Origin of the sequence: Bradyrhizobium sp., assembly GCF_035484855.1 — a bacterium.
Taxonomy (GTDB): domain Bacteria; phylum Pseudomonadota; class Alphaproteobacteria; order Rhizobiales; family Xanthobacteraceae; genus Bradyrhizobium.
Genome location: NZ_DATHOP010000231.1, coordinates 19,394 through 43,434, shown reverse-complemented (window position 1 = coordinate 43,434; position 24,041 = coordinate 19,394). Strand labels below are relative to the sequence as shown.

Genomic DNA, 24,041 nt, shown 5'->3' with positions numbered 1-24,041 from the left:
CACAAATCAACAAACATCACTGAAAGCACAGGGAAACGCCATCGAACAATAACGAGGAGGAAGCACCATGACTGCGACGACCATTGCCCCCGGTTCAATGTCGGAAGTCGAACATCAGTCGGCCCTGCGCCGTGCCGTGATCGCGAGCACCGTCGGGACTACCATCGAATGGTACGACTTCCTCATCTACAGCACGGTGACTGGCCTCGTCTTCAACAAGGTCTACTTCCCCGGCTCCGACCCCTGGATCGGCACGCTGCAGGCGTTCGGCGTCTACTTCATCGGCTTCGTCGCCCGGCCGATCGGGGCCGTGATCTTCGGCCATTATGGCGACCGCATCGGCCGCAAGGCGACCCTGATCGTGACCCTGCTGATGACGGGCATTGCGACCGCCGCGGTCGGCCTGGTGCCGGGCTACGACAAGATCGGCATCTGGGGGGCGGTCATCCTCACCTTCCTGCGCCTGATCCAGGGCATCGGCGTCGGCGGCGAATGGGGCGGCTCGGTGTTGCTGGCGATGGAGTGGGCCCAGACCAACAAGAACCGCGGCTTCCTCACCTCATGGCCGCAATTCGGCGCGCCGGCGGGACTGTTCCTCGCCAACGTCGCGGTGCTGTTCTTCAGCTGGTACTCGGGCGACCAATTCCTGGCCTGGGGCTGGCGCATCCCGTTCCTGATGAGCATCATCATGGTAGCGATCGGACTCTGGATCCGTCTCGGCATCCTCGAGACCCCGGTGTTCCAACGCCTCGTCGCCGAGAAGAAGATCGAGCGCGCGCCGATCATCGAAGTGCTGAAGCGTCAGCCGCGCGAGGTGATCCTGTCCGCGCTGCTGCGGATGGCCGAGCAGACCCCCGGATACATCTTCAACGCCTTCGTGCTCACCTACGGCACGCTGGTGGTGGGGGCCTCCCGCAATCTGCTGCTCTCGGGACTCGTCGCCATGACATTCCTCGGCTTCATCACGGCGCCGATCGCCGGCTGGTTCTCGGATCGCGTCGGCCGCCGGGCAGTCTTCATTGGCGGCTGCGTGTTCGTTGCCGCGTTCACCTTCGTCTATTTCGCGATGCTCGACACCAAGGATCCGACGCTCATCTTCATTGCCGTGGCACTCTCGTTCATTCCCGTCATGGTCATGTACGGCCCGGAAGCAGCCCTGATCGCGGAGGCGTTCACGCCGCGGCTGCGCTATAGCGGCGCCTCGATCGGCTATCAGCTCGCCTCGATCATCGCAGGCGGCCCGGCGCCGTTCGTCTCGACCTGGCTGTTCTCGACCTATCATTCCGCGTTTCCGATCGGTCTCTACGTCTGCGTCTGCGCAGCGATCAGCATCTGCGCGGCATTGCTGCTCCCCGACCAGACCAACAAGGAAATTGCCCACGAGGTGAACTACGGCAACGCCTGAAGCGTCCCCGCGCGCCCGGCCGCATCAGGCCGGGCGCCACGCGGCACGCGCGGGATGCCCTGTGATCGAGAGCAACCTCAAACCGTCTTCAGTGACCGCCCGAATAGTCCGCGCGGCTCGGCGCTTTGCCTGAGGGCGGCACGTCGAGGCGCACCGCGATGCCTTCGAGTTCAGCGCTCGGGGCGGGATAGAGTTTCATGACCAGCGGATCGTGCCCGGGGACGATATGGCTCTCGTCGGGGGCGAGTGCGAGCAGGCGATCGAATCCCTCCAGCATTTCGCCGATATGGAAGGCGGTCGTGAAGGGACGGGAGCTGGCCATGTTCTCATAGAAATGAGTCACGTCGGAGGCGAGCACGACAAAGCCGCGGGCCGTCTTGACGCGGACGAATTGCAGCCCCGCCGAATGACCGCCGACCGCATGCACGCTCAGGCCGGGCGCGAGTTCGGCGTCGCCATTGTAGAACAGCACGCGACGGGCGTAGTTCAGCCGCACGATACCGCAGATATCCTCGACCTCGAAGGAATGCGACAGCCTGGGATAATGCATGTAGCGCCCGGTAGCATAGGCCAGTTCGCGCTCCTGCAGATGAAACCGCGCTTTCGGAAAGCGGTCGAAATTGCCGACATGGTCGTAATGCAGATGGGTGAGGATGACATCTTCGACCGCATTTGCATCGATGCCGAGGGCGGCGAGCCCCTCCACGGGATCGCGCAGGAAAGTGCGTTGGCGCCGTGCGGATACTTCGGCGTTGAAGCCGGTGTCGATCACAAAGGTCCGGCCGCCGCCCCTCGCGACCCACACGAAGTAATCCATCGGCATCGGCCCGTCATGCGGATCGCCGCCGATGAAATGCGCGCTGCGTTGCGCGTCGCGGGTGGCATAGCGGATGGCAAATAGCTCGTAATCGATTTCGGTCATGATGTTTTCCGCTCCGTTTCGCGTTCAAACCGTTTCAATGCCCGGACGCCATGCCGAGATAAGCATCCTTCAACTCAGGCGAGGCCGCCAGCGTCTTCGGGTCGCCCTCGAGCACGACCGAACCGCGCATCAGCACATAGGCGTGGGACGCCACCGAGAGCGCGACGGCAACGTTCTGCTCGACCAGGATGCCGCCGATGCCCATCTCGCGCCTGATACGGTCGATCGCCTGATGCACGCTCTCGACCACCAGCGGCGCTAGTCCAAGCGACGGCTCGTCCATCAGGATGAAATTCGGGCGCGACATCAGGGCGCGGCCGATCGCCAGCATCTGTTGTTCGCCACCCGACAGCGTGCCGCCGAACTGGCGGCGGCGCTCGCCCAGCCTCGGAAACAGCGCGTAGACGTCGGCGAGCTGCTCGCGCACCTCGGCGCGGCTCCGCACCACGCCGCCGACCTGCAGGTTCTCTTCCACCGTCATCTTCCTGAAAATCCTGCGGCCCTCCGGGACCAGCGCGATGCCGGCGCGGGCGGCGAGATGCGCAGGCCAGCCCGACAGATCGCGCCCGTCGAGCAGAATGCGGCCCGCCGACGGTCTTACGAGCCCCATGATCGCCTTGATGGTGGTGCTCTTGCCGGCGCCGTTGGCGCCTAGCAGCGCGATGATCTGGCCCTTCTCGACCACAAGATTGACGCCATGCAGCACCTCGATCTCGCCATAGGCGGCGTGCAGGTTCTCAGCGGCGAGCGTCATCGCTGCCTCCGCCGATCAGCTGGTTCATGCCGAGATAGGCGCGGATCACTTCGGGCTCGCTTTGCGCCATAGCCGGCGTGCCGGTGAAGATGTGATGGCCCTGGTTGATGACGGTGACCCGATGGCAGAGCCGTCCGACCAGTTCGAGATCGTGCTCGATCAGCAGCTGCGCGCAGCCTGCCGCGGCGATGCCCTGCACCAGCGCTGCGAGCCGCTCGCGTTCGTCCTCGGTGAGACCGGTCGCGGGCTCATCCAGCAGCAGGAGTTTTGGCTCTGACACGATGGCGCGGGCGATCTCCACAAAATGCCGGCGGCCGAACGGCAGTGACTTCACGACCGCGCCGGAGACGTCAGTGAGCCCGACCCGCTCCAGCGTGCGGTTCACGGATTGCGCGATGCCTCCGGCCGACAGCGGCTGGAACACGGAGGCCCATCCACTTGCCCGCGCGAACCAATGGCTCGCAAGCCCGGCTGCGACGTTTTCGTAGACCGTCAGTTGGTCCGCGAGCCGGACTTTCTGGAACGTGCGCGCGATGCCGCCGCGCGCCCGCCGGTGCTGCGGCATCCGCTGGATATCTCGATCGCCAAAGCGGATCGCGCCGCCATCGATCCGCAACACGCCAGTGATACAGGACACCAGCGTCGATTTTCCCGCGCCGTTGGGGCCGATCAGGCCAAGCACTTCGCCCGGCGAAACCGACAGACTGATGTCGCTCAGCGCCTGCAGGCCGCCGAAACGTTTGGACACAGCTGTGAGTTCGAGCACGCTCATTTGCGCAGCCGTTCGACCAGGCCGCCGATCCCTGTCGGCAGGAACCAGAGCACGAAAAGCACCATCGTTCCGTAGACCAGGAGACGAAGATTGTCCTCGCCCAGCGCCCGCAAGCCTTCGGGGATCATGGTCAGCATCACGCTGGCGACGACACCGCCGAGCGGACTACCGATGCCGCCGACCACCGCCATCATCATGTAGCGGAAGGATTCCTGCTCGTTGAACAGATCGGGCGTGAGGAACCGGACATAGGCCGCGAACAAGGCGCCGGACAATCCGGCGATCCCGGCCGAAACCGTGAACGCGATCAGCTTCACGGCGAAGGTGTTGATGCCGCTCGCCTGCGCCGCAATCTCGTCGTGCCGCACCATCTTCAGGACGACGCCGAGCGCGCTGTAGCGGTCGATGTAGGCGAGCGCGGCCAGCATCGCCACGCACACCGCAAGCATGATGAGGTACCAGGTCTGCTTGTCGATGCCGCCGGTGGGAATGCCGATCAGGCCCATCGGCCCGCGGGTGATGTCGACCGAATTGGTCAGCAGCTGGTAGACCAGGATGCCGAAACCGAGCGTGCCGATCGCGAGATAATGACCCTTCAGCCGCGCGGCCGGCAGCCCCAGCAGGAAGCCGCAGAGCATGGCGAGCAGCACGCCATAAAACCCCGCGAGCATTGGCGGATAGCCCTGCTTGGCGAGCACACCGAGCGTATAGGCCCCGATGCCGACGAAACCGGCCTGCCCGAACGACAACAGGCCGGTCAGGCCGGTCAAAAGGTTGATGCTGAAGACCGCGAGGCTGAAGATCAACGCAGTAATCACCATGTTGATCCAGAACGCGCCGAAGGTGAGCGGCAGGCCTGCTAGAACCACAACAGCCGCGATCGGCAACACCCGCCTAGACATTCTCGTCGACCCTTTCGGGCACCAGACCGCGCGGGAAAAAGATCAGCGTCAACACCAGCAGGCCAAACGCGATCGAGGTCGAATAGGCGTTGGAAATGTAGACCGCCGCAAAGCTCTGGATCATCCCGATCAGCAGCGCGCCGAGAATGGTGCCGTTGACATTGCCAAAACCGCCGAGGATGATCGCCGCGAATGCATTGAGCATTTCGGTGCGGCCCATGTCGGGCGCGATCATGTTCACGGGGCCGGCGAGCGCGCCGGCGGCGGCCGCCATCATCGAGCCGATCACCAGCGCCAGCCGCGATACCTGATTGACGTCGATGCCCATGGCAGACGCCGTTTCGTGATCCTCGGACACCGCGCGAAACTTGCGGCCGAGGCTGGTATATTGCACGAGCCACCACAGCCCCAGCAGGAGGGCGGCGCTCGCGGCCACGCAGAGCAGGCGCTGCACGCTGATGCCCACGGTGCCTAAGGTGATCGATGTTTCGTTATAGATAGTCTCGAACGGCCGCGGCGTCGTGCCCCAGACCAGTTCGGCCAGGTTCACCAGGATGATCGACATGCCCATCGAGGCGATCAGGCCGTTGAGCTCGACGCCGCGAAACGGACGAAACGCGGTGCGCTCCAGGATCACGCCGAGTCCGGCATTCACCGCCATGGCGGCGGCGATCGCGCCGACATAGCCGACATAGGGTACGGCGGTGTAGGCGACGAAGGCGCCGATCATCACCGACTGGCCCTCGGCGAAGTTGACCATGCGCATCACGCCGAATGTCAGGGTGAGACCGACGGCAACCAGCGCGTAGCCGCCGGACAGCACCAGGCCGTTGACGACAATCTGCTCGAACATCTTATTGAACGACTTCGATGCTGCCGTCCGGTTTGGTGCGGATGAAGACGAAGTTCAGCCCGTCAGGCCTGGCCCCGCGCTGCTCGTCGAACTCGTAATGTCCGAGCACCAGATCGGCTTTCGTCGCCGCCATCGCCTTCAGGTAGCCGTCCGCCTGCGGGCCGCCGCGCTTGATCGCGTCCGCCACCAGGCGCACCGCGTCGTAGCTCGCGACGTCCCAGTAGGTCACGTCATGGGCCTCGTTCAGCTCCTTTTGCGCCCTCGCCTCGAGCTTGGCGACGAATTCCTTTTGCGCCGGTGTGTTGGTTTCGCTCGTCACGAAGAAGGACGCGCGCACCAGTCCGATCTTGCCTGCCTGCAGGCCGACCTGGCGCTCGAAGATGCGCGGCGGCGGCGGGTAGTCCGAGAACAGTGGCGTGGTGATGCCGGCTTCGGCGTATTGCTTGACGAAATTCGCCGCCTGCACCGCCGAGATCGACACGATGACGAGATCGGGCTTCGAAGCCGGAATCCGCGTGATGGTCGCATACCAGTTGGTGTCGTTGCGATCTTGCGTAACGTCGAGCACGACCTTCTTGCCGGCCTTCTGCATCAGCGCGACCATGTTCTTGCGGAAGGTGAGTCCGAAATCATTGTTCTCGACAATGATCGCGACCGATTCGAACTTGAAGTCCTTCGCCAGCAGCGCCGCCTCGCGCTGTTGCGAATAGCGGTTCTGCATCGAGCTCTGGAACACGTACGGGCCGGCGTCGCCCGCGATCTGGTCGGCGGTCGAGATATTGACCAATAGCGGCACCTTCTCGTCGCTCGCGACCTGCGCGGCGGCGACCGAGGCGCTGGAACACCACTCGCCGATCAGCAATTGCACTTTCTCCTGGCTGATCAGCCGCTCGGCCTGATCGTGCGCGGCCCGCGGCTCGCACTGGCTGTCGCCGATCGCGAGTTCGATCTTGTAACCGCCGGCGAGGTCTTGCGCATTCACCTCCTCGGCCGCGATCGTGGCTGCGATGCGGTTGGTCTTGCCGGCCCACGCGGTGTTGCCGGTGAGCGGCAGCAAGATGCCGACCTTGACGGTACCCTTGCTGCCGGCCTGCGCTGACGCGGCCGACGGCGCGGCAAGCAGCAGCGCGGCGGCGAGCGCAGCGAAATGGCTTTTCATGGTAATCCTCCCTGTCGCGTCCGTTCTCAGCTCATCTCGATCGCGCGCTTGTTGCCCAGCGCCTTCGGGAACTTCTCTTCCGCCGCCCATGCGATCATCGAGGCATCGCGGATCGCGGTCAGGAAATCGCCGGGTACATTGTTGCAATCACCCGCCATCACCCAGGGCACGCCCGCTTCATCGGCCAGTCGCTGAACGTCGCGCAGCGGACGCGCGCCGATGGCCAGCACGATGATGTCGCCTGCGGGGTGGCGCACGATGTCCTGCCCGCTGCGGCACAGGATCGCATCGCCTTCGATCGAGACGACCGGCGCATCCGTGACAATCTGCGCCTTGGCATCCCGCAGGCGCAGCAGCACATCCCAGCGATTGTTGCGCGCCATCTCCTTGGCCACGACGCTTTGGCCTTCGAGGATGACGACGCGCTTTGCGCGTTTGGCGATGCACTCGGCGGTTTCGATGCCGACCATGCCGCCGCCGACCACGGTCACATCAGAACCCTCGGGGATCAGCTCGGGCCGGCGCAACACATCCCATGCCTGCAACATCGGAACATCGGTGTTGGCGGGGAACGGGGCATCGCGCGGCACGGCGCCGGTCGCGATCACGATCAGGTCCGGCCGGTAGGCGCGGATGCGCTCGAGGGTCGGCTCGATGCCGGTCCGGATCGGCACCTCGAGCTGCTCCAGCGCCGCAACCCGGTAGGTCCACACCCCCGAGACGTCTTCCTTGTCGGGAGCGGCCAGCGCGAGGTCCATCTGACCGCCGGCCTGAGGCTTGTGCTCCCACACCTCGACTTGCCGGCCGTTCGCCGCGAAGACGCGTGCGGCTTCGAGACCCGCGACCCCGCCGCCGATGACGAGCACGCGGCCATCCTGCTGCTTGATGCCGTCGAGTCCCGGCTCGAGTTTTGCCAACGTTTCGAATTCGGTGCCGACGAGCGGGTTCTGGACGCAGGCGACGTCGAGCTCGAGCGTCAGCCGTTCGAAGCAGACATTGCAGGAGATGCAAGGGCGGATCGGCCGCTTTACTTCGCCAAAAGCCTTCAGACACCAGTGCGGATCGGCCACCAGCGCCCGGCACAGCGCGATATAGTCGGCACTGCCGGCCTGCAGTACGCCTTCCGCATCCTCAGGCGTCAACATGCGTCCGGCCATGATGACGGGTACGGTCACCGCATCCTTGATCGGGCGGGCATACGGCTCGAGGAAGCGGCGCGGAAACGACGGCGGCTGGATGCAATAGCGCGACAGTTCCGGCGTCTCGTTGGTACCTCCGGACAGATCGATCGCAATCACGCCAGCGGCTTCCAACGCCTTCGACAGCGTTACGATGTCATCGACGGAGTAGCCGCCATCGGCATATTCGGTCGCCGACAGCCGCACCATCAAGGGAAAGTCGGGCAGTTCGGAACGGATCAGCCGCACCGTTTCCATCAACAGCCGCATGCGGTTTTCGATCGGGCCGCCATAGTCATCCTCGCGGTGGTTGTGGCGCGGGGTGAGGAATTGCTGAAACAGATAGCCGTTGGCGGCGTGCAGCTCGATCGCGTCATAGCCTGACCGGTAGAGCCTGACCGCGCTGGCCAAAAACTGCTGCTGGATCTCGGCGATGTCGTGCTTCGTTAGCGGGCGGACTTCATCGCCGGTCGCCGGATTTTTCCCGGGCGAAGGGCCGACCGGCTCCATGCCGAGAACCGAGCGGCGCAGCAGCATGCCGCGATGATTGAGCTGGCCGCAGACCAGCGCGCCGCCCTGATGGATCGCCTTGGTCAGGTCGGCCAAGCCCGGGATGAAGCGATCGTCGAAGATGCAGAGCGAGGCCCGATGATTGCGCGCATTGCCGGAGACCACCATCGCCTCGGTGATGATCATCGCGGCGCCGCCCCGCGCCCGCTCGGCATAGTAGATCTTGTCGCGCTCGGTGGAGAAGCCGTCGGTGGTGCCGAAGTTGGTCCCCATCGGGCCCATCACCACGCGGTTCCTGAGTCGCAGCGGGCCCATCCGGCCCGGCTGTTGCAACAACATCGCCGGCTTGCGGTCGGGTGCCAGCATCAGCCGGACTTTGCGCGTTCCGCCGCCTGCTTCACGCGCTCCGGGTCGGCCGCGATCTTGACCCCTGCCCGCTCCTGCTCGAGCAGCATCACCGCGCGGGAGTCGCGCCCTTCCCAGCCGCGGTTGCAGGCTTCCCGCATCTCGGCATAGGCGAGATTGCAGATGCGCATGGGCACGCCGAGCTCGCGTCCGAGTTCGGTCGCGAGCTTGACGTCCTTGGTGGCGAGTTTCAGCGCAAAATTCGCCGGATCGTAGATGCCGGGCAGGAACTGATCGAGCAGGCCGTCGAAGGTGAGCCGGCGGCCGCCGACGCCCTGGCGCACCGCTTCCCATAGCGCCACCGGGTCCATGCCGGCCTTCACGCCCATGGTGAAGGTTTCCGCGAGCGCGCAGGTGATCGCATAGCCCGACATGTTGTGCACGAGCTTGGCGACGGTTGCGGTGCCGATCGGTCCGATATAGGCCGGGCGATCGGCCATCGCGTCGAGTACGGATTTGTGCCGGTCATAGGCGGCCTTGTCGCCGCCGACCCAGATCGCCATCTTGCGCGACGCCGCACCCGACGGCCCGCCGCTGACAGGCGCATCGAGCATCACCGCGCCCTTTTCGGCAAAAGCCTCATGAATCTTCTTCACGACGCTTTGCGCGTTGGTCGACAGGTCGAAATAAACCGCGCCCTTCTTGACCCCTTCGATCAGGCCATCGGCGCCCAGCGCAACGCGTTCGACATCGGCGGGCTCGGGCAGCGAGGAGAAGATCACGTCGGATTTTTCGGCCAGCGCCCGCGGCGTATCCGCCCACTCCGCGCCGGCCTGCAAATGATGCCCCGCCGATTGCCGGTGCAGGTCGTGCACTACGACCTTGTATCCGGCCTTGAGAAGGTTGGTGGCCATCCTGCCACCCATGGTGCCGAGCCCGACAAATCCGACGACGACGTCACTGGCCATGGTCACTTCTCCTTGTCTTCAACCAGCACCGTATAGGCGACCTGGGCCGCCGACATCGCGGCGGGCCAGCCGGCATAGAACGCCATGTGGGTGATGACTTCGGTGATCTCTTCCTGGGTGACGCCGTTGTCGATCGCGCGCGTCAGATGCGACACCAGCTGCTCCGGCCGGTAGGTCGCGACCAGCGCCGCCACCGTGATCAGGCTGCGGTCGCGCTTCGAAAGCGCCTTGCGCTCCCACAGGTCGCCGTAAATGACGTCGTTGGTGTAATCGACCAGTGCCGGCGTGAACGCCTTGATACGGTCGCGTTTGGCGGAAGGCGGTGCCTTGGCCATGCGTCTCTCCCCTGTTTGTCTTGATGCCGCGCGTTTCGCGGTCGTTGAAGCGAAGACCGACGTTTCCCTAGCATCGCCGAATGGAGGTGTCGACCAGCGCAAATCGCCGGGCTGGCACGCGGATGAGGTTCGCGCGCGGTCGTTCGCGTCCGCATGCGACCTTCGGTCGCTTGGAGTCTGACCGCCTATGGCTCTAACTTCGCGTTGCTACCTCCAGGAGAGTAAAATGACATTTCAGGTTGTTAGTTTGAGCTACGATTTTCATACTGGCATGGCGACGGCCATTCTGACCCAACCGGCAGCGGGGACCGTCACGGTTCCCAGCACCGTCCAAATCACCTACTCCCTCTCTACGCAGGTTCCCGGGATTCCGCCGACCACCCCTTCAGCCTCATTTCCGCAGGACATCAAAAACGGCGCGCGGGAAGTGCTGGTCCAGCAGATCATGCCAGCGCTTCAGTAGCGGCTCTCATCGACGCCCAATGAATGCTCCACAGCGCCGTGCCTGTCGGTCACATCGGCCGACATGCGCGCGCTCGATCCCCTATTGCTCGAAGACGGCCCGGCAGGCATCGCTCAGGTTCGACTTCTGCCGCCTGAGGCAGGCGGTGATCGCCCGGACGTTGGGGATTTCGCCGGCGCAGAGGCGATAGACGTCGGGCGTGCAGGCCCGTTTCTGTTCGGGCGTCGCGAGGTCGGCTGACGCGGAGCCGGCCGCGAACAGCGAGAGCAAGACACTGAGCGCCGAAAACCGTGCAATCCTGGCCTTCATGACTGCATTCCCTTGAGCTGTGCGGACGCCACAACGGCGTCATGGTCAAGTCTTGGCAAATACCGAAAATAATCCAGCCAGAATGTGATTTTTCTCACACTTGGCGGTCGCCGGGCCGGACTAGGTTCCACGCCGGGGATCAATACATCCGTAACCACGTCAGCCGGGATCGTCGGATCGATAAAATTTGAGCGATCTGTTCAAGCCGGAAACAAAGGAGTTTTGAGACCTTGCGCTCTCCAAACCGGAGGGCGCGATGAGCGAAGTTGAATACGACCGATTGCTGGAGGCCGTCAGAATGGCGATCGAGCCCGCACCGCAGGACCATATGGTCCAGCCCCGGACTTTCTGTCCGCCAACCCCGCCCAAGGCCGTCAACGACAATACGTCGGTCTGGCCAATCATTCCGTTCCCGGAAGGCTGGTTCGCCGCCTGCTGAGCAAGCTCGGCAACCTCGCGCGGCCTCATCAATAATCACTGCAAGTCATTGATTAAATTGATGGAGGCCACGACCAGAATTGAACTGGTGTACACGGTTTTGCAGACCGTTGCGTAACCACTCCGCCACGTGGCCCCATGGGGGCGAACTCATATACGGACCCACCGGGATAGGCAACCAAAGCGGAATTCAGGCCCGCTTGCGGCGCCGATAATCCCGTTTCGGTTTTGGCCTCGGCGCAAGCGCCGGCATCGTAAGCTGCGCATCGCGGTATTTCGCCAGCATCCGCTCGAAGCTTGCATGCAGCGTCGCGGCGATATCGGGCCGCTTCTCGATGGCAGAAAGCAGCATCGCCGCCGCCTCGATCGTCGACAGGCCGTCGCCGCGCGGCTCGCGGCGCAGTTTTCCGTAACGCGACGGCTGCTTCGGGCCGAGGATGACGCGCTGGCATTTCAGCATCCAGGCATTGCGCCACCACAGTGCCTTGGCCTGGCTCCAGGTGCCGTCGAGCAGCACGATGCCCTCGATGTCCTTCAGGATGGCGCGCTGGTTGTCCTCGATCTCGCCCTTGCGGTTGATGGCGACGATGTCTCGATCGGTGGCGAACTCCGAAACCTTCGCGGAGCCGAGATAGAGCACCGCCCAGCGCGAGGGGTCGGCGACCGGCCGGCCCAGCGCCTTGGCAAGGCTCGGCCACGACAGCCCGATCTTCACGACCGCATTCCTGAAATGCAGCGCCGTCAGCCGCGCGGTGCCGAGCGCCCTGTCCTGCTCCTGCGGATGCTGCAGAATCAACAGCGAGATGCGGCTCTCGATCGGAGTGATGCTGTCGCAGACGCAGAGCGGTTGCGGTTTAAGGCAGCTTGGGCAGTCGGGGATCGCCTCAACCGCGGCGGCCGTGTCAGCTTCGGATTGTTTCGACATGCGCCCGCTATACGCCGCGTCGTGGCCGGGTTCAAAGCTATTCTGCCGGGGCGGCGATTGCGCGCGGCTCGGATCGCCGCCGCAGCCGGTCGATCAGCAGATAGATCACCGGCGTCGTGTACAGCGTCAGGATCTGCGAGACGAACAGCCCACCGATGATGGTGATGCCGAGCGGCCGGCGCAATTCGGTACCGGGACCGGTGGCGATCACGAGCGGAATGCCGGCGAACAGCGCCGCCATGGTGGTCATCAGAATGGGCCGGAATCTCGCGCTGCAAGCCTCAAAAATGGCGTCCGCCGACGACAGGCCGCGGTGGCGCTCGGCGTCCAGGGCAAAATCCACCATCATGATGCCGTTCTTCTTGACGATGCCGATCAGCAGGATGATGCCGATGAAGGCGATCACCGTCAGCGGCGTGTTGGTCACCTGCAGCGCCAACAACGCACCGAGCCCCGCCGACGGCAGCGTCGAGATGATGGTCAGGGGATGCACGAGGCTTTCGTAGAGCACGCCGAGCACGATATACATCGCCACCAGCGCGCCGAGGATCAACAGCGGCTGCCGGCTGTTGGTCTTGCCGAAATCGCCGGCATTGCCGTCGAAACTGCCGCGGATGCCCTCGGGCATGTGCAGTTCGTCCACCGCGCGCTGGATATTCGTGGTGGCAACCTCCAGCGGCACGTCGGGAAGCAGGTTGAACGACACCGTGGTCGATGGAACGGACTGCGAGTGAAACACCGCGAGCGGCGACAATCCGCGCTGGTAATGGACCACTGACGACAGCGGCACCTGCGTATCGTTGGCGCCGGCCACGAAGACATGCTCGAGGTTGGAGGGATCGCTCTGGAACTTCGGATCGATCTCCAGCACCACCCTGTACTGGTTGCGCTGGGTATAGACGATCGATATCTGCCGCTGCGAGAACGCGTTGTTGAGCGCGTTGTCGATATCCTGAACCTGGACGCCGAGGCTTGCGGCCGCCCTGCGGTCGATCGACAGCGACAATTGCAGGCCGCCGGGATCGCGGTCGCTGGAAATGTCGGTAATGCCTTCGACGGTCTCCATCCGCTTGGCAATCAGCGGCGCCCATTTCTGCAGTAAATCCAGATCGGTGCTCGACAGCGTGTATTGGTAGTTGGAGTCGCTCTGCCGGCCGCCGGCGCGAATATCCTGCACCGCGAACATGAACAGCCTTATCCCTGCGACCATTCCGAGGTCCTTGCGCAGGCGATCGATCACCAGCGCCGTCGTCAATCCGTCCCGCTCGGCGGGGGGTTTGAGGGTGATATACATGGTGCCGCGATTGGAAACACCGCCGAGGATCGATCCGATCCCCGCCACCGCCGGATCGGCCATCACGATATCGGCGAGTTGCTGCTGCAATCCGAGCATCGCCTGGAACGAGATGTCGGGCGAGGCCCGCGTCGCCCCGATCACGAAGCCGGAATCGTCGACGGGGAAATAGCTCTTCGGGGTCTTGATATAGAGCGTCACCGTCAACGCGATGGTGGCGAAGAACACCATCAGCGTCAGCAACGGGAAGCCCAGCACGGTCCGCAGCGTGCGGGCGTAGAACGCCACCATGCGCGACAACGCGCCCTCGACGACACGGTCGAACCGGGTCGCGCTGCCGGAGGTCACCTCCCTGATGTGATGGGCGCAAATCATCGGCGTGATCGTCAGCGACACCACGGTGGAAACCACGACGGCAAAGGTCAGCGTCAACGAGAATTCCCGCAATAGCCGGCCGACCGCCCCGTCCATGAAGATCAGCGGCGTGAAGGCTGCGACCAGGGAAAGGCTGATCGACAATACCGTGAAGCCGATCTGCCTGGCGCCTTCGAGCGCCGCCTGGTGCGGCCGCATGCCATGTTCGAGGTTGCGGTACATGTTCTCGATCATGACGATGGCATCGTCGACCACAAAGCCCACCGAGATCGCCAGCGCCATCAGCGACAGATTGTCGATCGAAAAACCGGCAAGCCACATGCCGGCGCAGGTGCCGGCCAGCGCTAAGGGCACGGAGATGCCCGCGGCGATCGTCGGCGCCATCCGGCGCAGGAACGCGAACACCACGACCATCACGAGGATCACTGTCGCCAGCAGCGTCAACTGCATGTCGGCAACGCTGGCCCGGATGGTACCGGTGCGATCGACCAGCGTCGAAATCTCGACGCCCGCGGGAATCCATTGCTGCAATTCCGGGATCAGCTCGCGGACGCGATCGACGGTATCGATGACGTTGGCGTCGCCCTGCTTCGAGATTTGAATGATGACCGCCGGTTGCTTGTTGAACCAGGCAATCGACCGGCTGTTGCGGACCGAGTCTTCCACTTCGGCGACATCGGCGAGCCGGACGAAATTGCCGTTCGAACTCTTGATCACGATGTCGCGGAATTCGGCGGCGGTCCGCATCTGGGGGTTGATCGACAAGGTTTCGCTCTGGCGGCCGCCATTGAAGATGCCGACCGGACCGAGCGGGTTGGCGTTGACGATCGCGTTCCTGACATCGTCGGTCGCAATCCCCGCGTTCGACAGCGCCACCGGATTGAGCGCGATGCGGACCGCGGGCTGGTCGGCGCCGGTGACGTTGACCTCGCCGACGCCGTCGACCTGGGAGATGCGCTGCGCAATCACCGTATCGGCGATGTCGTAAAGCGCGCTGGTTGGTATCGTCTTCGAGGTCAGCGCCAGCACGAAGACCGGCGCCGCGGCACTGTTGGCCTTGCGGAAGCGCGGCAATGACGGTAGGTCGGTCGGTAGATCCGCGAGCGCGGCGTTGATCGCCGCCTGCACGTCGCGCGCCGCGCGATCGACGTCGCGGCCGACGGCAAATGTCAGCTGGATATTGGTCGATCCCAGCGAACTCGTCGACGTGATCTGGTCGATGCCCGCGATCTCGCCGAGCCGCCGCTCCAGCGGCGCCGCCACGGTGGCCGCCATCACCGAGGGGTCGGCACCGGGCCGGTTGGCGAACACCCGGATCGAGGGAAAGTCGACATTGGGAACCGAGGCGACAGGGAGGAATTCATACGCCACCACGCCAACCAGAAATAGCCCGATCGCCAGGAGTGTCGTTCCGACCGGTCGGCGGATGAACGGCTCCGAGATCGAGACCGATGCCATTACTGCATCCCCTCGGTGGCTCCCGGGACCGGCGGCAATTCGGCTCCGGCTGGCGGCAACGCGCTTTCGATCCTGCGGTTGATCCGGTCGAGCGCCAGATAGATCACGGGCGTCGTATAGAGCGTCAGCAACTGGCTCAACAGCAGCCCGCCGATGATCGAGATGCCCAGCGGAAACCGCAGTTCGGCGCCGGTGCCGCTTTCGACCGCAAGCGGCAGCGCGCCGAACAAGGCGGCGAGCGTCGTCATCATGATCGGGCGGAAACGCAACAGGCAGGCCTGCACGATGGCGTCATAGGCCGACATTCCCTGACGCCGCTCCGCCTCCAGCGCGAAGTCGATCATCATGATCGCGTTCTTCTTGACGATGCCCATCAGCAGGATGATGCCGATCAGGCCGATCACCGACAGATCCTGTCCGAACAGCATCAGCGCCAGGATCGCGCCGACGCCGGCCGACGGCAGGGTCGAGAGAATCGTGATCGGGTGAATGTAGCTCTCATAGAGCACGCCGAGCACGATGTAGATGGTGACCAGCGCGGCCAGGATCAGCCAGGGCTGCCCGGCCAGTGATTTCGCGAATTCGGCGGCGTCGCCGGCGAACAGTCCGACGATATTGCCGGGCATGCCGATCCGGGTTTCCACGGTCCTGACCTCGTCGACTGCGTCGCCAAGCGCGGCGCCAGGGGCGAGGTTGAAGCTGAGCGTGACGGCCGGAAATTGCGACTGATGCGAAATCGCCAGCGGCGCGGTGGTGCGCGTCAGCGTCGCGACCGCCGAGAGCGGCACCTGGGCATCGAGCGCGCCCGGCAGATACAGCTTTGACAGGATCGACGGATCGCGCTGATACATCGGGAGAGCCTCCAGTACCACGCGATACTGGTTGGCCTGTCCGTAGATGGTCGAAATCTGGCGCTGGGCAAAGGCGTCGTTCAGGGTGTCGGTGACCGCCTGCAGGCTGACGCCGAGCTGGCCGGCGCGCTGGCGATTGATGTCGAGCGAGGCGCGCAGGCCTCCCTCCTGGGCTTCCGAAGAGACATCGCGAAACAGCGCGTCGCGGCGCAACTCGGCGACCAGCCTGTTGGCCCAGAGCGCGATCTGCGCGTAATCGGTGCCGGTCAGCGTGTACTGATATTGCGAGCGGCTGGTTTGCGTGCCGATCTGGACGTCCTGCACCGGCTGGAAATAGACCGTCAGGCCCGGGATCGACGCCACGCGCTCCTTCAGGCGCGTCACCACGACCGAGACGTCGTCGCGCCGCTCGCCGCGCGGCTTCAGCGTCATCACCAGGCGGCCGACATTGGTCGTCGGGTTGACCGAACCCGCGCCGATCACGGAAACCACGCCGACGACGTCGGGATCGGCCTTGATGGTGTCTGCGGCCGCGGTCTGGCGGCTTTGCATCTCCGCAAAGGAGACATCGGGTCCGGCCTCGGTGACGGCGGTGATGGAGGCGGTATCCTGCAGCGGCAGAAAGCCTTTCGGCGCCACGACATACATGGCCAGGGTCGCGGCGATCGTCGCCAGCGTGAGCATCATGGTGGCGCGCTGGCGCTGCAGCACCCACAGCAGCGTGCGATGATAGAATCCGACCATGCGGTCGATGCCGCCGCTGATCGCGGCAAGCCCGGGGACCGTCAATTCCTCGTCGGCATGTCTCAGCAGCCGCGAGCACATCATCGGCGTCAGCGTCAGTGAGACGATCGCAGAGGTCACGACCGCGATCGTGAGCGTCAGCGCGAATTCGCGGAACATGCGCCCGACCAGCCCCGACATGAACAACAGCGGGATGAACACTGCGATCAGCGACAGCGTCAGCGAAATCACGGTAAAGCCGATTTCGCTCGCGCCGCGCAGCGAGGCGGCCATCGCGCTCTCGCCGTTCTCCATGTGGCGGACGATGTTCTCGATCATCACGATGGCGTCGTCGACCACGAAGCCGGTGCCGATGGTCAGTGCCATCAGCGACAGGTTGTCCAGGCTGAAGCCCGAAAAATACATGATGCCGAAAGAAGTGATCAGCGACAGCGGCAGCGCCACGCCGGCGATCAGGGTCGCCCGCAGCGAACGCAGGAACAGCAGCACCACGAGCGTGACCAACACCACGCTCAGCACCAGGGTGAACTGCACGTCATGCACGGAGGCCCGAATCGTGACGGTGCGGTCGGAGACCACGCTCAGCTTGACGCCGGCCGGGATGGCGCGCTGCAATCTGGGAATCTCCGCGCCGATCTGGCGGACCACGTCGATGACGTTGGCGCCCGGCTGCCGCTGAATGTCGACGATGACCGCCGGCGTGCCCTGATACCAGCCGGCGGTGCGGTCGTTCTCCAGCCCGTCGACGATGATGGCGACGTCGCCGATGGTGACCGGCGAGCCGTTGCGGTAGGCGATGATGATGGGCTTGTAGGCTTCGGCGGCGGCGATCTGGTCGTTGGCGGCGATGATGTAGGACTGCTGCGCGCCGTCGAGCGACCCCTTCGGTCCGGAGACGTTGGCGCCCGCGATGGCGTTGCGCAGATCCTCCATCGCGATGCCATAGGCGGCGAGCCGCGCCAGATCGGCCTGGACCCGCACCGCCGGCTTGAGGCCGCCGAGCACCGCGACCCGCCCGACGCCGGAAATCTGGCTGAGGCGTTGTCCGAGGATGGTGTCGGCGATATCGCTCATGGCACGTAGCGAGATCGTCTCCGAGGTCAGCGCCAGCGTCAGAACCGGCGCATCCGCGGGGTTCACCTTGGCGTAGGTCGGCGGATACGGCAGGGTTCGCGGCAGGATTCCGGCGGCGGCGTTGATCGCCGCCTGCACGTCTTGCGTGGCGCCGTCGATATCGCGGTTGAGATCGAACTGCAGCGAGATCTGGCTGACGCCGAACGAACTGGTCGAGGTCATCAGCGACAGCGAAGGGATCTGGCCGAGCTGACGCTCGAGCGGCGCGGTGATCAGCGAGGCGATCACGTCGGGGCTGGCGCCGGGCAATTGGGTCGTCACCTCGACCGTCGGAAAATCGACCTGCGGCAGCGCCGACACCGGCAGTGCCCAATAGCCAAGCGCGCCACCGATGAACAGCGCGATCCCGAGCAGCGAGGTCGCGATCGGCCGGCGGATGAATGGTTCGGAGACGCTCATGGCTGCCTGCTCACGCCCGCAAAATCAGACATTCAGGCGACGGGTTCCACTGTCATGGCTGCGACTTCGCTCCGCTCGCTGACGGCTCGCTCGCTTGCGAAGGCACGGCTCGCTTTTGATCGCCCTCACCTTGACCGCGCTCGCCCTTCTTGCCGCGGCGCTCGCCGTCCTTGCCTGGCCATTCCTTCTTGCCCTGAACGTCCCTGCTGCTGCGCCGTTTATGCGGCGCGAGATCGGCCGTCGGTGTCTGTCCTTCACTGCCGACGACGACCTTTGCGCCATCGGCCAGGTTGGCAAAGCCTGTCGTTACCACCGAATCCGAAGGCGACAGCCCGCTCGCGATCACAGCGTCGGTTTCATTCTGCTGGGTCACCGTGACCGGTTTTGCCGTGACGATGTCTTCATCGCCAATGACATAGCTGAAGGTCCCGGCCGGGCCGCGCTGAACCGCCGACGAGGGTATCACCAGCGCCTGCGCGAGCGTTTCGACCTTGAGCCGCACATTGACGAACTGTCCCGGCCATAGCTGAAATCTGGCATTTGGAAATTCGGCCTTGAGCTTCAGGGTGCCGGTGGTCGGATCGACCTGGTTGTCGATTCCGGTCAGCACGCCGGTATCGACGACCGTGACCCCGTCATTGCCGAACACATCGACCGCCAGCGCGCCCTTGGCGGAAGCGGCGTTGACGCGCACGATCTGCTGCTGCGGCAGGCTGAACATCACCGCGATCGGCTGCAGCTGGGTGATGATGGCCACGCCGGTTGCGTCGGCGGCGTGGACGATGTTGCCCTGATCGACTTGCCGCAGGCCGGTCCGGCCCGACAGCGGCGCGATGATCTTGGTATAGCCGAGAGTTGCCTGCGCATTCTCGATCGCCGCCTGGTCGAAATTCACCAGCGCCTCCTGCTGGGCGACCACGGCCTTTTGCGTATCGTATTGCTGCTTGGAGCCGGCGTTGGAAGCGGCCAGTTGCTGATAGCGGATCAGGTCGAGGCGCTGATTGGCGAGCAGCGCCTCGTCCTGGGCCTTCTTGGCGACGGCCTGGTCATACTGCGCCTTGTAGATCACCGGATCGATCTCGCCGAGCACGTCGCCCTTCTTGACGTCCTGTCCTTCGGTGAAATTGACGGCGGTCAACTTGCCGTCGACCTGGGCGCGAACCACCACAGTGTTCAACGCGCGAACCGCGCCGACGCCTTCGAGATAGACCGGCACATCCTGGACGCGCGGTGTCGCCGCCAGCACCGGCACGGGAAGATCGGGACGCGCGCCGCGGTTGGCGCCCTGCCTCTGCTGATACGCGATCCAGGCGACATAGCCAAGCCCGCCGACGATCAGCAGTATGATCGCCGTCGAAACCATCCGCCGCCCCGCGCGCGAGGCAAGGCTCGGCGCCCGGATCTCGCCTGCCTCCGTGCCGTCCCTTGTTTCCGGCTTAAAGAGCATTGACCGGCTTCTCCACTCGGGGCTCCCAGCCCCCGCCCAAGGCCTGGTAAAGGCTGACAAACGCCAGCAATCGCGCAAGTTGCGCCTGCCACAGCGAATCTTCCGCCTGAAATAGCGTCAATTGGGTATTTAGCACAGTTACAATGTCCGCGGTGCCGGCCTTGAGCTGCTGCTCGGCAAGCTGAAAGGCGCGCCGCGAGGCGGACACAACCTGTCGCTGCAGTCGTAATTTATCGGTGGTGTCGCGGATCGCGACCAGCGCGTTGTCGACGTCGGTGAATGCGGAGACGACCGTCTTGCGGTAGGTCTGCAGCAATTCGTCCTGCTTGGCCTTGGCATATTCGAAATTGCCAAGGATGGTGCCGCCGTCGAAGATCGGCGCGTTCACGGCGCCGACCAGATTGAAGAACGCCGCGTGAGGCTGCAGCAGTGACACCAGCGACGAACTCTGATAGCCGCCTCCCCCGGTCAATTGAATGCTTGGAAAGAACTGCGCGCGGGCGCTCCCGACATTGGCGGTGGCCGACGCCAGCTGGGCCTCCTGGCGCCGGATATCCGGACGCTGGGTCAGCAATTCCGATGGCAGACCCGGCATCACCCGCGGGACCGCGATCTGGTTCATCGAGCCACCGGTCACCCTCAGGCTTTCCGGCGGTCGCGAGACCAAAAGCGCCAACGCATTGACGTTCTGGTCGAGCGCCTGCCGCAACGGCGGGACCGCGGCGCGCTGGTTCGCCAGCACGCTTTCCTGCTGGGCGACGTCGAGGTCGGTTCCGGTGCCGGCCTTGAACCGCTGCCGGATCGCCTCGAGGATCCGGGTCGCGCTGGCGATGTTGCGCTCGGCGGTGCGAATCCGGTCCTGCGATGCCAGCACCTGAAAATAAGCTGTCGCGACCGCGGTCAGCGTCGTCAGCGCGGTCACGTCGCGATCGAAGCGGTTGGCAACCGAGGTCTCCTCGGCGGCCTGCGCGGCGTCGCGATATTGGCCCCAGAAATCGAGCATGTAGCTGGCGCTCAATCCGGTATTGAAGTTGACTACCTCGCGGCCACCGGTGGACAAACCATTTTCGCTGGAGCCTGAGATTCTGGAATAGGATTCCTGCAGAATGTTGCCCGGACCGCTTAAGCTCAGTTGCGGCAGCAGCGCGGCGCCGGCGACCCGCGCCTGCGCGTCGGCCTGAATGAAGCGCGCGACGGCCGCCGCGATATCGAGGTTGACCTTCTGGGCCTCCTCCATCAGTTCGGTCAATTCGGGCGACCCGAACCCGCGCCACCAGTCCAGCGCCGGCGGTGCATCCGGTCCGGTGGACCGCGCCAGCTTGTAGCCGCCGGGAATGTCGAGGGCCGGATCGGGGATGTCCTGGGTCAGCACGCACCCGACGCTGCTCACGACAATGCAGATTGCCGCAAGCCATCGCGCCGCCCGATCCAGGCCGGCGGTGGCAGCAGGCAGCCGGCTGACGGCCGCGGCAGGGTATCTCCGGTTCACATCAGCCCTCCGCCGGGCAGAACGCCTGGCAGCCGACGCGGAACGGCCCGCCCGAACCCACGGACGAGGCTTGTGAGGACTGGCTGCGACACGTTGTGATGCTTTCCCTGAACCGGCTTCCATACTAGCGGTGGGAATACGGCGCGGACAGTCCCGTTCTGGCCGTCGCCCCCTCGCGGCGCCGCCAAGGCGCAACGCCGATCGGCGTCAGGAACCTCAAACTAGTCCATATTCCATACGGGTTTTCACGGATCGGCGCGATCCCGGGCCGCCGCCAATCTTACCAACCTTTCATGTCGTTTCCGCCTCTGACGGGGATTTGCGGCCACACCTCCGACCGCCGCGCCCACTGCCTTTGAAACTTCCTTCGCAGCGCACCGTAGCTTGCCCATCGACGGATGGGGGCTTTGATGCGGATTGCGGTGATCGGAACGGGAATTGCCGGCAATGCCGCGGCCTGGACACTGTCGAAGCGCTACCCGATCACGGTCTATGATCGGGAGCTAAGACCCGGCGGACACAGCCATACCGTCACCATCGACTATGACGGCACACCGGTCGCGGTCGACATCGGCTTCATCGTCTACAACGAATTGAATTATCCCGACCTGACCGCGCTGTTCGCCCATCTCGGCGTCGAGACGGTGGCAAGCTCCATGAGTTTTGCTGTCAGTGCCGACGCCGGCCGGTTCGAATGGAAAGGCGGCGGAGAAAACTGGCGTGAAACCGCGCTTGGCCTGTTCGCGCAAGCCGGCAACCTGCTGTCGCCGTCATATCTGCGGATGCTCCGCGACATCCTCGCCTTCAACGCCCGAAGCGTCGAGGACCACGCATCGGGCAGGCTGGCCGGCCTCACGCTCGGCGAATATTTTGCCTTTCGCAAATTTGCCCCGAGGCTGTTGACCGATTACCTCGCGCCGATGGGGGCGGCAATCTGGTCCGCGCCGGCCAGCGAGATGCTGGACTTTCCCGCCGAGAATTTCATCGCCTTCTTCAGCAACCATCGCCTGCTGCAATATGATCGCCCGGTCTGGCGCACCGTGAAGGGCGGCAGCGCCCGCTATGTCGAGAAACTGACTGCCGGCTTCCGTGACCAGATCCGGCTGGGCTGCGCCGTGACGTCGATCCGGCGCTTCGCGCATGGCGTCGTCGTCGTCGACAGTCAGGGTGGCAGCGAGAGTTACGACCATGTGGTGATTGCCTCGCACAGCGATCAGGCGCTGGCGATGCTATCGGACGCCGATGAGCGCGAACGCGCCGTGCTCGGCGCCATCGGCTATTCGCCGAACACGATCTATCTGCATCGCGACACCAGATTGATGCCGAGGCGCCGTCGCGCCTGGGCGTCGTGGAATTTTCTGCGCTGGCAACGGCACGGCACGACGTCGAACGACGTCGCCGTGACCTACTGGATGAACCAGCTGCAGGACATCGACGCCGACAAGCCGCTGTTCGTCAGCCTCAACCCTCCGTTCGAGCCTGCTCCCGAATTGACGTTCGGAAAATATGCCTGCGAACATCCGCAATATAACGCCGCGGCGTTTGCCGCCCAGAAGCACCTCGGCGATATTCAGGGGCACGGCCATACCTGGTTTTGCGGCGCCTGGACTGGATATGGCTTCCACGAGGACGGACTGCGGTCCGGGCTTGCGGTCGCCGAAGCGCTGGGCGCCGCGGTGCCATGGCGCGAGCCGTCGCCCGAACTGGCGCAAGCCGCGGAGTAACCATGCCGCAACCTATCGCCAAGCCAGACGATCGCGCCGCGTCGCTTTATCTTGGCGAGGTGATGCATGCGCGCCTGAAACCGATGGGCCATCGCTTCAGCTATCGCGTCATGAGCCTGTTGATCGATCTCGACCGTCTCGACGCGGCTGACCGCCAGTCGCGCCTGTTTGCCGTGAACCGGGCGGCGCTCTACAGCTTCCATGAAGCCGATCATGGCGAGCGCGACGGCTCACACTTGCGCCTCTACGCCCAACGCCGCGCCGCGGAGCACGGCGTCGACCTGACCGGCGGGCGCGTGCAGCTGTTATGCTATCCACGCCTGCTCGGTTTCACCTTCAATCCGCTGTCGGTCTATTTCTGCCATCGCGCCGGCGGCGAACTCGCCCTGATCATCTATGAGGTCCGCAACACCTTTGGCCAACTCCACGCCTATGTTCTTCCCGTTGAACCCGGCGACGTCAGCGAAGCGGGTATCCGGCAGCAACACGACAAGCTGTTCTACGTCTCGCCCTTCATCGAGATGGCGATGCACTATTGTTTCCGTGTCTCGCCGCCGGGAGAAAACGTCAAATTGCGCATCCTGGAGACGGACCGCGAAGGTCCCCTGCTCGCCGCGAGCTTCAGCGGCCGGCGCCAAAGGCTGACCACACGCTCGCTGTTGCGCGCTTTCTTCGCGCTGCCGCTCGTGACCTTCAAGATCGTGGCGGCGATCCACTGGGAAGCACTGCGGCTATGGCTGAAGGGCGCAAGGCTGGTGCCGCGTCAGAACGCCGCTTGCGACACCGGCTTGGCGAGCCGCAATGGCAACGATTATAGTTCCGCGGCGTTCTCCGCGCGTGCAAAACAATGACGGTACAGTTCAGACCGATCGCTTGCGGCTCGGGCAC

General features: G+C 64.3%; 20 protein-coding genes and 1 tRNA gene. 5 read left to right on the top strand and 16 right to left on the bottom strand.

What is annotated here, in order from left to right; translation table 11 throughout:
• The first annotated feature begins 67 nt into the window (after positions 1–67).
• Entirely contained in the window at positions 68–1,405 is a 1,338-nt protein-coding gene (locus VK804_RS26545; protein ID WP_325375755.1) for an MFS transporter, read from the top strand.
• Positions 1,406–1,493: 88 nt separating this feature from the next.
• Here VK804_RS26545 and VK804_RS26540 read toward each other — a convergent pair whose 3' ends face one another.
• Genes VK804_RS26540 through VK804_RS26500 form a run of 9 tightly spaced genes read right to left on the bottom strand, consistent with a single transcriptional unit; the run spans position 1,494 to position 10,103 of the window.
• Positions 1,494–2,327, bottom strand: a complete 834-nt coding sequence (locus VK804_RS26540; RefSeq protein WP_325375753.1) for an N-acyl homoserine lactonase family protein — start codon at positions 2,325–2,327, stop codon at positions 1,494–1,496.
• Between the two features lie 34 nt (positions 2,328–2,361).
• Positions 2,362–3,081: an ABC transporter ATP-binding protein gene (locus tag VK804_RS26535; protein ID WP_325375751.1), complete on the bottom strand. Its 720-nt coding sequence runs from the start codon at positions 3,079–3,081 to the stop codon at positions 2,362–2,364.
• Positions 3,065–3,853 carry an ABC transporter ATP-binding protein gene (locus tag VK804_RS26530; RefSeq protein WP_325375749.1) on the bottom strand — a complete coding sequence of 263 codons (789 nt, stop codon included), beginning with the start codon at positions 3,851–3,853 and terminating at the stop codon, positions 3,065–3,067. Before VK804_RS26530 ends, VK804_RS26535 begins: the two co-directional genes overlap by 17 nt.
• Positions 3,850–4,755 carry a branched-chain amino acid ABC transporter permease gene (locus VK804_RS26525; protein WP_325375747.1) on the bottom strand — a complete coding sequence of 302 codons (906 nt, stop codon included), beginning with the start codon at positions 4,753–4,755 and terminating at the stop codon, positions 3,850–3,852. The genes VK804_RS26530 and VK804_RS26525 overlap by 4 nt, the downstream gene beginning before the upstream one ends.
• Positions 4,748–5,608: a branched-chain amino acid ABC transporter permease gene (locus VK804_RS26520; RefSeq protein ID WP_325375745.1), complete on the bottom strand. Its 861-nt coding sequence runs from the start codon at positions 5,606–5,608 to the stop codon at positions 4,748–4,750. The genes VK804_RS26525 and VK804_RS26520 overlap by 8 nt, the downstream gene beginning before the upstream one ends.
• A 1-nt stretch (position 5,609) precedes the next feature.
• Positions 5,610–6,767 (bottom strand): ABC transporter substrate-binding protein, encoded by a 1,158-nt coding sequence (locus tag VK804_RS26515; RefSeq protein WP_325375743.1) that lies wholly within the window; start codon positions 6,765–6,767, stop codon positions 5,610–5,612.
• A gap of 26 nt (positions 6,768–6,793) precedes the next feature.
• Entirely contained in the window at positions 6,794–8,821 is a 2,028-nt protein-coding gene (locus VK804_RS26510; protein ID WP_325375741.1) for an FAD-dependent oxidoreductase, read from the bottom strand.
• The gene (locus VK804_RS26505) at positions 8,821–9,768 is read right to left on the bottom strand and encodes an NAD(P)-dependent oxidoreductase (RefSeq protein ID WP_325375739.1); all 948 of its coding nucleotides are present in this window, start codon (positions 9,766–9,768) and stop codon (positions 8,821–8,823) included. Before VK804_RS26505 ends, VK804_RS26510 begins: the two co-directional genes overlap by 1 nt.
• A 2-nt stretch (positions 9,769–9,770) precedes the next feature.
• The gene (locus tag VK804_RS26500) at positions 9,771–10,103 is read right to left on the bottom strand and encodes a carboxymuconolactone decarboxylase family protein (RefSeq protein ID WP_325375737.1); all 333 of its coding nucleotides are present in this window, start codon (positions 10,101–10,103) and stop codon (positions 9,771–9,773) included.
• 226 nt (positions 10,104–10,329) lie between these two features.
• Between VK804_RS26500 and VK804_RS26495 the strand changes: the two genes are divergently transcribed.
• Positions 10,330–10,566: a hypothetical protein gene (locus VK804_RS26495; RefSeq protein ID WP_325375735.1), complete on the top strand. Its 237-nt coding sequence runs from the start codon at positions 10,330–10,332 to the stop codon at positions 10,564–10,566.
• A gap of 81 nt (positions 10,567–10,647) precedes the next feature.
• Here VK804_RS26495 and VK804_RS26490 read toward each other — a convergent pair whose 3' ends face one another.
• Positions 10,648–10,875: a hypothetical protein gene (locus VK804_RS26490; RefSeq protein WP_325375732.1), complete on the bottom strand. Its 228-nt coding sequence runs from the start codon at positions 10,873–10,875 to the stop codon at positions 10,648–10,650.
• Positions 10,876–11,131: 256 nt separating this feature from the next.
• On the opposite strand from VK804_RS26490, the gene VK804_RS26485 reads away from it, so the two are divergent.
• Positions 11,132–11,314 carry a hypothetical protein gene (locus tag VK804_RS26485; protein WP_325375730.1) on the top strand — a complete coding sequence of 61 codons (183 nt, stop codon included), beginning with the start codon at positions 11,132–11,134 and terminating at the stop codon, positions 11,312–11,314.
• A 61-nt stretch (positions 11,315–11,375) separates the two neighbouring features.
• On the opposite strand, the gene VK804_RS26480 is transcribed toward VK804_RS26485, so the two are convergent.
• The 6 genes from VK804_RS26480 to VK804_RS26455 form a co-directional block, all read right to left on the bottom strand.
• A tRNA-Cys gene (locus VK804_RS26480) sits at positions 11,376–11,449 on the bottom strand.
• A 54-nt stretch (positions 11,450–11,503) separates the two neighbouring features.
• Complete coding sequence (locus VK804_RS26475; protein WP_325375728.1) at positions 11,504–12,238, bottom strand: tRNA-uridine aminocarboxypropyltransferase; 735 nt, start codon at positions 12,236–12,238, stop codon at positions 11,504–11,506.
• Between the two features lie 37 nt (positions 12,239–12,275).
• Positions 12,276–15,365: an efflux RND transporter permease subunit gene (locus VK804_RS26470; RefSeq protein ID WP_325375726.1), complete on the bottom strand. Its 3,090-nt coding sequence runs from the start codon at positions 15,363–15,365 to the stop codon at positions 12,276–12,278.
• On the bottom strand, positions 15,365–18,493 hold the full coding sequence (locus VK804_RS26465) for an efflux RND transporter permease subunit (protein WP_325375724.1): 3,129 nt from the start codon (positions 18,491–18,493) through the stop codon (positions 15,365–15,367). The genes VK804_RS26470 and VK804_RS26465 overlap by 1 nt, the downstream gene beginning before the upstream one ends.
• 52 nt (positions 18,494–18,545) lie before the next feature.
• Positions 18,546–19,940, bottom strand: coding sequence for an efflux RND transporter periplasmic adaptor subunit (locus VK804_RS26460; RefSeq protein ID WP_325375722.1), 1,395 nt, complete (start codon positions 19,938–19,940; stop codon positions 18,546–18,548).
• Positions 19,930–21,429 (bottom strand): efflux transporter outer membrane subunit, encoded by a 1,500-nt coding sequence (locus VK804_RS26455; RefSeq protein WP_414642850.1) that lies wholly within the window; start codon positions 21,427–21,429, stop codon positions 19,930–19,932. The genes VK804_RS26460 and VK804_RS26455 overlap by 11 nt, the downstream gene beginning before the upstream one ends.
• A gap of 410 nt (positions 21,430–21,839) precedes the next feature.
• Between VK804_RS26455 and VK804_RS26450 the strand changes: the two genes are divergently transcribed.
• Positions 21,840–23,153: an NAD(P)/FAD-dependent oxidoreductase gene (locus tag VK804_RS26450; protein WP_325375720.1), complete on the top strand. Its 1,314-nt coding sequence runs from the start codon at positions 21,840–21,842 to the stop codon at positions 23,151–23,153.
• Positions 23,154–23,155: 2 nt separating this feature from the next.
• Complete coding sequence (locus VK804_RS26445; protein ID WP_325375718.1) at positions 23,156–24,004, top strand: DUF1365 domain-containing protein; 849 nt, start codon at positions 23,156–23,158, stop codon at positions 24,002–24,004.
• Positions 24,005–24,041: the final 37 nt, after the last annotated feature.

Excerpts from the sequence above, each read along its gene's own strand:
- VK804_RS26545 (WP_325375755.1), top strand. The coding sequence starts at position 68 with ATGACTGCGACGACCATTGCCCCCGGTTCAATGTCGGAAGTCGAACAT.
- VK804_RS26540 (WP_325375753.1), bottom strand. The coding sequence starts at position 2,327 with ATGACCGAAATCGATTACGAGCTATTTGCCATCCGCTATGCCACCCGC.
- VK804_RS26535 (WP_325375751.1), bottom strand. The coding sequence starts at position 3,081 with ATGACGCTCGCCGCTGAGAACCTGCACGCCGCCTATGGCGAGATCGAG.
- VK804_RS26530 (WP_325375749.1), bottom strand. The coding sequence starts at position 3,853 with ATGAGCGTGCTCGAACTCACAGCTGTGTCCAAACGTTTCGGCGGCCTG.
- VK804_RS26525 (WP_325375747.1), bottom strand. The coding sequence starts at position 4,755 with ATGTCTAGGCGGGTGTTGCCGATCGCGGCTGTTGTGGTTCTAGCAGGC.
- VK804_RS26520 (WP_325375745.1), bottom strand. The coding sequence starts at position 5,608 with ATGTTCGAGCAGATTGTCGTCAACGGCCTGGTGCTGTCCGGCGGCTAC.
- VK804_RS26515 (WP_325375743.1), bottom strand. The coding sequence starts at position 6,767 with ATGAAAAGCCATTTCGCTGCGCTCGCCGCCGCGCTGCTGCTTGCCGCG.
- VK804_RS26510 (WP_325375741.1), bottom strand. The coding sequence starts at position 8,821 with ATGCTGGCACCCGACCGCAAGCCGGCGATGTTGTTGCAACAGCCGGGC.
- VK804_RS26505 (WP_325375739.1), bottom strand. The coding sequence starts at position 9,768 with ATGGCCAGTGACGTCGTCGTCGGATTTGTCGGGCTCGGCACCATGGGT.
- VK804_RS26500 (WP_325375737.1), bottom strand. The coding sequence starts at position 10,103 with ATGGCCAAGGCACCGCCTTCCGCCAAACGCGACCGTATCAAGGCGTTC.
- VK804_RS26495 (WP_325375735.1), top strand. The coding sequence starts at position 10,330 with ATGACATTTCAGGTTGTTAGTTTGAGCTACGATTTTCATACTGGCATG.
- VK804_RS26490 (WP_325375732.1), bottom strand. The coding sequence starts at position 10,875 with ATGAAGGCCAGGATTGCACGGTTTTCGGCGCTCAGTGTCTTGCTCTCG.
- VK804_RS26485 (WP_325375730.1), top strand. The coding sequence starts at position 11,132 with ATGAGCGAAGTTGAATACGACCGATTGCTGGAGGCCGTCAGAATGGCG.
- VK804_RS26475 (WP_325375728.1), bottom strand. The coding sequence starts at position 12,238 with ATGTCGAAACAATCCGAAGCTGACACGGCCGCCGCGGTTGAGGCGATC.
- VK804_RS26470 (WP_325375726.1), bottom strand. The coding sequence starts at position 15,365 with ATGGCATCGGTCTCGATCTCGGAGCCGTTCATCCGCCGACCGGTCGGA.
- VK804_RS26465 (WP_325375724.1), bottom strand. The coding sequence starts at position 18,493 with ATGAGCGTCTCCGAACCATTCATCCGCCGGCCGATCGCGACCTCGCTG.
- VK804_RS26460 (WP_325375722.1), bottom strand. The coding sequence starts at position 19,940 with ATGCTCTTTAAGCCGGAAACAAGGGACGGCACGGAGGCAGGCGAGATC.
- VK804_RS26450 (WP_325375720.1), top strand. The coding sequence starts at position 21,840 with ATGCGGATTGCGGTGATCGGAACGGGAATTGCCGGCAATGCCGCGGCC.
- VK804_RS26445 (WP_325375718.1), top strand. The coding sequence starts at position 23,156 with ATGCCGCAACCTATCGCCAAGCCAGACGATCGCGCCGCGTCGCTTTAT.